Raw genomic sequence first — 6,286 nt, 5'->3', positions numbered from 1 at the left:
GGTCGGTGAGGAAGTCGGCGGCGTCGGAGACGAGCCCGTGCGGCAGGCCGAAGGGCATGCCCGCCACGGCATCGACCGGGCTGCCGAAGGTCACGATGGACTCGACGCCCTTGCCCGCGCGGTAGGCGGCGGTCTGGTAGGCGAACATGCCGCCCTGCGAGTACCCCATGAGATGCACTCCACGCCCGGTGATTTCGGTGACGGAGTCGATGGCGCTGGAGACGGCCAGCACGTGGTCGGCGAGGTCGCGGTCCATGCCGCCCTCTTCGGTGGCCGGTGAGCCGAAATCGACCACCCAGCAGTCGATTCCGCCCTGATGCAGAATGCCGACCGCCCCGTCGGCGCCGTTCACGTCCCAGATCTCCGCGGTCACCATGATCGGCGGCACCAGCACCACCACCGGGCGGTCGGCGACGGTGTCGTCCGGGAAGTAGTGCCGCAGGCGGTACATCCGCTTGCGCTCCACCACCTCGTAGGGCGACGATTCGATCTCGTGCACCAGTCCCCCGAACCGGAGCACCTCGAGCCCGTTCTGTGCGGTCGCGACCAATCGCTCGATCGGACCCACCACGGACCTCGTATTGAATTTCACGGCTTCACTCCCAGACTTTTCCTGGCCTTGACCAGCGTCACCCGCCCCGACGCGTCCCGATGAGCTTGCCATAGCACCACCCTACTGCGCTGGCGCTGTGACCAGCACCATGCGGGGCCGCGCAAAGCAAACCGGCCGTTCGGGGTTTACGCGATACAGCAACATTCCAGGCATCATGTTTTGGCATTTCGATACGGCGCGCGGGCCGGAGTCCTACCATCGATAGCGCTGGAACGCACTGTCGCGCATGTCAATTCACTCACTTGTCTAATTAACGCAGGCCCCGCCCCGGCCTGCTGTTTCGCCGTGGACTCCACCGCCTTCCCTCGCGGTGGCCCTATCGAGGTGAGGACCGCAGCATGACCATCGAAATGCCCCTGCAAACCGAAAACGGCCAGCGCAAGACGCTCAGTACCGCTGCCGCCCACCAGCTGGCGCACACCACCAAATCCGAACCGCAGATGCAGGGCATCAGCTCGCGCTGGCTGACCCGTTCGCTGCCGTGGAGTCAGGTGAAAGGTGGTGTCTACCGCGTCAACCGCCGCCTGACCCACACCGTCGGCAACGGCGAGGTGGAGTACATCATCAACGGCCCGCACGCCCGGGTCATCCCCCTCGAACTGCAGGAGCTGCCGCAGCTGCGCGGCTTCGCCGACGAGGAGATCCTGGCCACCGTGGCCGGGCGCTTCGAACAGCGGGATCTGCCCGCGGGCACCGTGGTCGCGGAGTTCGGCAACCCGATGGATCAGGTGCTGCTGATCGTGCACGGCAAGCTGTCCAAGATCGGCACCGGCGAGTACGGCGAGACCACCAAGCTCGGCATGCTCGGCGGCGGCGACTTCTTCGGCGACGAGACCCTCACCGACCCCGACGCCATCTGGCCGGTCACCATCAAGACCGTCACCCCCACCACCATGCTGGTGCTGAGCCGCTCCACGCTCGAGCAGCTCTCGGAGAACATTCCGGCACTGGCGGAACACCTTTCCGCCGTCGCCGAGGCGCCCGCGCTGCCGCAGAACAAGTACGGCGAGGCCGAGATCGTCATCTCCTCCGGCCACTCCGGCGAGCCGATCCTCGACGGCACCTACGTCGACTACGACGCCCAGCCCCGCGAATACGAACTGAGCCTGGCGCAGTCGGTGCTGCGCGTGCACACCCGCGTCGCGGATCTGTTCAACGACCCGATGGATCAGATCGAACAGCAGCTGCGCCTGACCATCGAGGCCCTCTACGAGCGCCGCGAATACGACCTGGTCAACAATCCGGACTTCGGTCTGCTCAACAACTGTGACCTCAAGCAGCGCATCTACTCCGAGTCCGGCGCGCCCACCCCGGACGATATGGACGAACTGCTGTCCATGCGCCGCAGCACCAAATTGTTCCTGGCCCACCCCAAGGCGATCGCCGCCTTCGGCCGCGAATGTTCCAAGCGCGGACTGTATCCCGACCCTGTGGAGGTGGACGGCCACCGCGTGCCCGCCTGGCGCGGCGTGCCGATCTTCCCGTGCGGCAAGATCCCGGTCAGCGACACCCAGACCACCTCGATCCTGGCCATGCGCACCGGTGAGAAGGATCAGGGCGTGATCGGCCTGCACCAGACCGGGATTCCGGACGAGTACGAGCCCAGCCTGAACGTGCGCTTCAAGGGCATCGACGATCAGTCGATCATCTCCTACCTGGTCAGCTGCTACTACTCGGCCGCCGTCCTGGTCCCCGACGCGCTCGGCATTCTCGACAATGTGCTGGTCGCCCGCAAGTCCGACTGAGCGGGGTGTCCAGCCATGTCGGTGCTCTCGCGCGCCGCGGCCCCGCCTGCCACCTCCGAGGTGGCGGCGGCCGTCGCCGCCCTGCTGAAAAACCTCGACACCACCGCACCCGCGACCCTGCTGGCGGCGACCGAAGCCGTTGCCGCGCTGGGTGATTCCGCGGTCGGCCTCGATGATCCGAGCCTCGGCGCGTCCGACGCCGCCGAGGCGCACGGCCCCCGACGGCTACTCGGCCCCGCCGGCCTCGGGGCCCCGAGCCTCCGTGTGAACCTACCCAACCCCCGGGTGATCACGGAGCTCGCGGGACAGGCATCGCGTCCGCCGTCGCCTGCCGGCGGCGCGGTGCCGACGCCCAGACCCCCGACTTCCCCACCCGCCCAACCCCTCCGCCCCATCCCCCGCTCCTTCGGCTCGGGTTGGCAACCGTCGCCACCGGCGCAAACCCATGCCGCGCAGGAGATCGACGGCCCGACCGGACCAGCGGCGAGCCTCCGGCCCCTGCCCGGCGCACCGGCCTCGGTCGCGACCCCGCCCGGTGGCCCGGCCCGGCGGATCGCGAACGGCCCCACCGGGATCGGCACGGCCTCCGCGAATCGCAAAGCGGGCGTATCCGGCGGGTCCGCGCCCGTCGCGCCCACTGCCCCGGCTGGGGCGCGGCGCTTTTCGCAGGGTCCGAGCGGGATCGGGACCGGGTCGGAGCGGCGCACCAAGAGGTCGGTGATTCCGGCGCTCTACTGTCCGCCGCCGGTGCGGGATGATCCGGCGCTGGCGGAGGCGGTGAATGTCGGGATCCTCGCGTGGGCCGAGCAGATCGGGCTGTACGAGGGCCGCCTCGATGATCTGCGCAAGGCCGACTTCGGGCGGCTGATCATGCTGGCGCATCCGGACTGCGACGACGCGGACAAGCTGCTCGCGGCGGCGAAGTGCGCGGTCTCGGAGTGGTCGGTGGACGACTACTACTGCGAGGAGGACGCCAGCGATATCGCACCGGACGGCACCAAATCCAGCGCGGAGGCCGAACTCGGGCCGCGGCTCGAATTGGCCGCCGCCGCCATGGATCCGGTGCATCTGCCCGCGCGCTACCAGGTGAAGGTGGAGGAGGCGATGCGGAACGATCCGATCCTGCGGGCCTTCCGCACCTCCTTCGAGCATCTCTCGCAGTTCGCCACGCCTGCCCAGGTGGCGCGGCTGCGCACCGAGATCGCGGGCTGGTTCATCGCCCTCGGTGCGGAGGCGGGCTGGCGCACCGCCGGGCGCATGCCGCCGGTGTGGGAGTACCTGCTCAACCGGCAACCGCACAGCTTCCTGCCCTGCATGGCCCCGCTCGACGCGGTCGGCGGCTACGAACTGTCGGCCGCGGAATACACCGATCCGCGGGTGCGTCGGGTGGTCACCACCGCCGCGCTGGCCAGCCAGATGGTCAACGACCTGTACTCCATGGCACGCGAGGATCTCTCCAACGGAAGGGAATTCAACCTCCCCACCGTGCTCGCCGCCGAGGAGAACTGCAGCCGTCAGGAGGCCGTGCAGGCCACCGCCGAGATCCACGACGAACTGGTGCACCGCTTCGAGGCCGAGGCGGGCCTGCTCGCCGCCACCGGCTCCCCGGAGTTGCACCGCTTCCTGACCGGCCTGTGGGCCTGGATGGGCGGCAACCGCGCCTGGCACGCCGACAGCCGCCGCTACAACGAAAACCCTTGAATCACCGAAAACCCTTGAAACACAGCTTGTTCCGTGCGCAGTACTTCCAGCGTCATATCGCCCATTCGAGAGGATGACCTGCCATGACCGCGCTCCACCCCCAGCCCGACGCCGTCCTGAAGACCGAATACCAGAAGTCGGTGGCGTCCTACTGGAACAACAACCCCAACGACGACCGGGTCAACACCAAGCTCGGCGAGGTCGACGGGCTGTATCACCACCACTACGGCATCGGCGAACCAGACCTGTCGGTCCTGGAAGGCCCGGAGGAGACGCGTCAGGACCGCCTCGTCAAGGAACTGCACCGGCTCGAGACCGCCCAGGCCGACTTACTGCTGAACGAACTCGGCGACGTCCGCCCCGGCGACGCGCTGATGGACGGCGGATCCGGGCGCGGCGGCACCAGTTTCATGGCCAATCAGCGCTTCGGCTGCCAGGTGGACGGCGTCACCATCTCCGAATACCAGGTGGGTTTCGCCAATGAGCAGGCCCGCGAGCGCGGGGTCAGCGAGAAGGTCCGCTTCCACTTCAAGAACATGCTCGACACCGGCTTCGAGACCGGCTCGCGGCGCGGCATCTGGACCAATGAAACCACCATGTACGTGGACCTTTACGAGCTGTTCGCCGAGTTCTCGCGGCTGCTCGAGCCGGGCGGGCGCTACGTCTGCATCACCGGCTGCTCCAACGACGTGTTCGGCGCGCGGTCGGCGTCGGTGAGCTGGATCGACGCCCACTACGGCTGCAATATCCACCCGCGCAGCGAGTACTTCAAGGCGCTCGCCGCCAACAACCTGGTCCCGGTCGCGGTCACCGACCTCACCCCGGCGACCATCCCCTACTGGGAACTGCGCACCCACTCCGAACTCGCGACCGGCGTCGAGAAGCCGTTCCTGACCTCGTACAAGGAGGGCAGCTTCCAGTACCTGATGATCACCGCGGATAAGGTGGGCCGGTGACCGGCGCTCCTGACACCTTCGACGCTTCGGCCGCCGGACCGGCGGTAGACCGTGAGACCCTGCTCGTCGAGCTCGTCGACGAGCAGGGCCGGGCGCAGGGGTCGCTGTCGGTGGCGGCGGCGCACACCGCGCCCGGGCGGTTGCATCGGGCGTTCTCGGTGCTGTTGTTCGACGCCGCCGGGCAGGCGCTGTTGCAGCAGCGGGCCGGGGTGAAGACGCGGTTCCCGCTGCTGTGGACCAACACCTGCTGCGGGCATCCGGAGCCGGGCCAGGCGGTCGCCAAAGCGGCGGGCAAGCGTTTGCAGGAGGAACTCGGGATCAGCGCGGAGCTCACCGAGGTCGGCACCTTCACCTATCAGGCCACCGACCCGAACACCGGGCGCGTCGAGTTCGAATTCGACCACGTGCTGATCGGGACGCTCACCCATGCCGCGCCCGAACCGAATCCTGACGAGGTGGCCGATATCGCCTGGGTCCGGCCCGACACCCTCGCGCAGGATGTCGCGGCCGAACCCGCGCACTACACGCCGTGGTTGGGTGGAGTGCTCGCGACCATCGCGGCACGCGACTGAGGTCGCCCGTCATTCCGGCGTGCTTGTGGCCGGAATCCACCCGGCGGCTGTGGATCCCAGCCAAAAGCGCGCTGGGATGACGGCCTCATGCGCGCTGGGTTGATGGCCCTTATGCGCGCTGGGGTGACGGGCCCAATGCGCGCTGGGTTGACGGGGTCAATGCCTGCTGGGATGACGGTAGGTTCAGGCTGGCACGGCACTCTGTTCGGCGTCCAGCAGCCAGTCGTTGGGTGCGAAGAGCTCGAAATGGACTCGGTCGGAAGGGATTCCGGCCGCCATCAGCTGGGCGCGTACGAATTGCAGGAACTCGGTGCCGCCGCACAGGTAGTAGTCGGCGTACTCGGGCAGCTCGACGCGGGTCACGTCCAGCAGGCCGTGGCCGTCGGCGCGGTACCAGGCGCGCAGGTAGACGTCGCTCAGCCGCGTCGCGAGGTCGGCGACGGTGTCGCGCAACGGATGTGCGGTCGTGGAGCGGTCCGCGTGCAGAATGACCGTGCGGCGCGTCGGCGTCTCCGCGGCCAGGTATTCCAGAATGCCGACCATCGGGGTCACGCCGATGCCCGCGGAGATCAGCACGAGCGGCGTCGCGGCCTCGGTGTCGATGGTGAGATCACCGGCGGGCAGCGTGATTTCGAGGCTGTCCCCCGCGTGCACGGTGTCGTGCAGCCAGGTCGAGACCTCACCGTCGGGCGTGTTCTC

At 68.2% G+C, this 6,286-nt stretch carries 4 protein-coding genes and 2 pseudogenes; 4 read left to right on the top strand and 2 right to left on the bottom strand.

The annotated features are described in order from the left end of the window. Positions 1-592 (bottom strand): annotated as a pseudogene (locus ACWELQ_RS34785) (acyl-CoA synthetase); the annotation flags it as partial. Positions 593-951: 359 nt separating this feature from the next. Between ACWELQ_RS34785 and ACWELQ_RS34780 the strand changes: the two are divergent. The 4 genes from ACWELQ_RS34780 (at position 952) to idi (ending at position 5,587) form a co-directional block, all read left to right on the top strand. Next, positions 952-2,358, top strand: a complete 1,407-nt coding sequence (locus tag ACWELQ_RS34780; protein WP_452401261.1) for a family 2B encapsulin nanocompartment shell protein — start codon at positions 952-954, stop codon at positions 2,356-2,358. Between the two features lie 15 nt (positions 2,359-2,373). Next, positions 2,374-4,059: a family 2 encapsulin nanocompartment cargo protein terpene cyclase gene (locus ACWELQ_RS34775; protein WP_452401260.1), complete on the top strand. Its 1,686-nt coding sequence runs from the start codon at positions 2,374-2,376 to the stop codon at positions 4,057-4,059. A gap of 83 nt (positions 4,060-4,142) precedes the next feature. After that, positions 4,143-5,015 carry a geranyl diphosphate 2-C-methyltransferase gene (locus tag ACWELQ_RS34770; protein WP_452401259.1) on the top strand — a complete coding sequence of 291 codons (873 nt, stop codon included), beginning with the start codon at positions 4,143-4,145 and terminating at the stop codon, positions 5,013-5,015. After that, entirely contained in the window at positions 5,012-5,587 is a 576-nt protein-coding gene (idi, locus tag ACWELQ_RS34765; RefSeq protein ID WP_452401258.1) for an isopentenyl-diphosphate Delta-isomerase, read from the top strand. The genes ACWELQ_RS34770 and idi overlap by 4 nt, the downstream gene beginning before the upstream one ends. Before the next feature lie 183 nt (positions 5,588-5,770). On the opposite strand, the pseudogene ACWELQ_RS34760 reads toward idi, so the two are convergent. Further along, positions 5,771-6,286: pseudogene (locus ACWELQ_RS34760) on the bottom strand (hemin transporter); the annotation flags it as partial.

Source organism: Nocardia sp. NPDC004722 (genome assembly GCF_053601505.1).
This window is presented reverse-complemented; position numbering and strand designations above follow the sequence as displayed.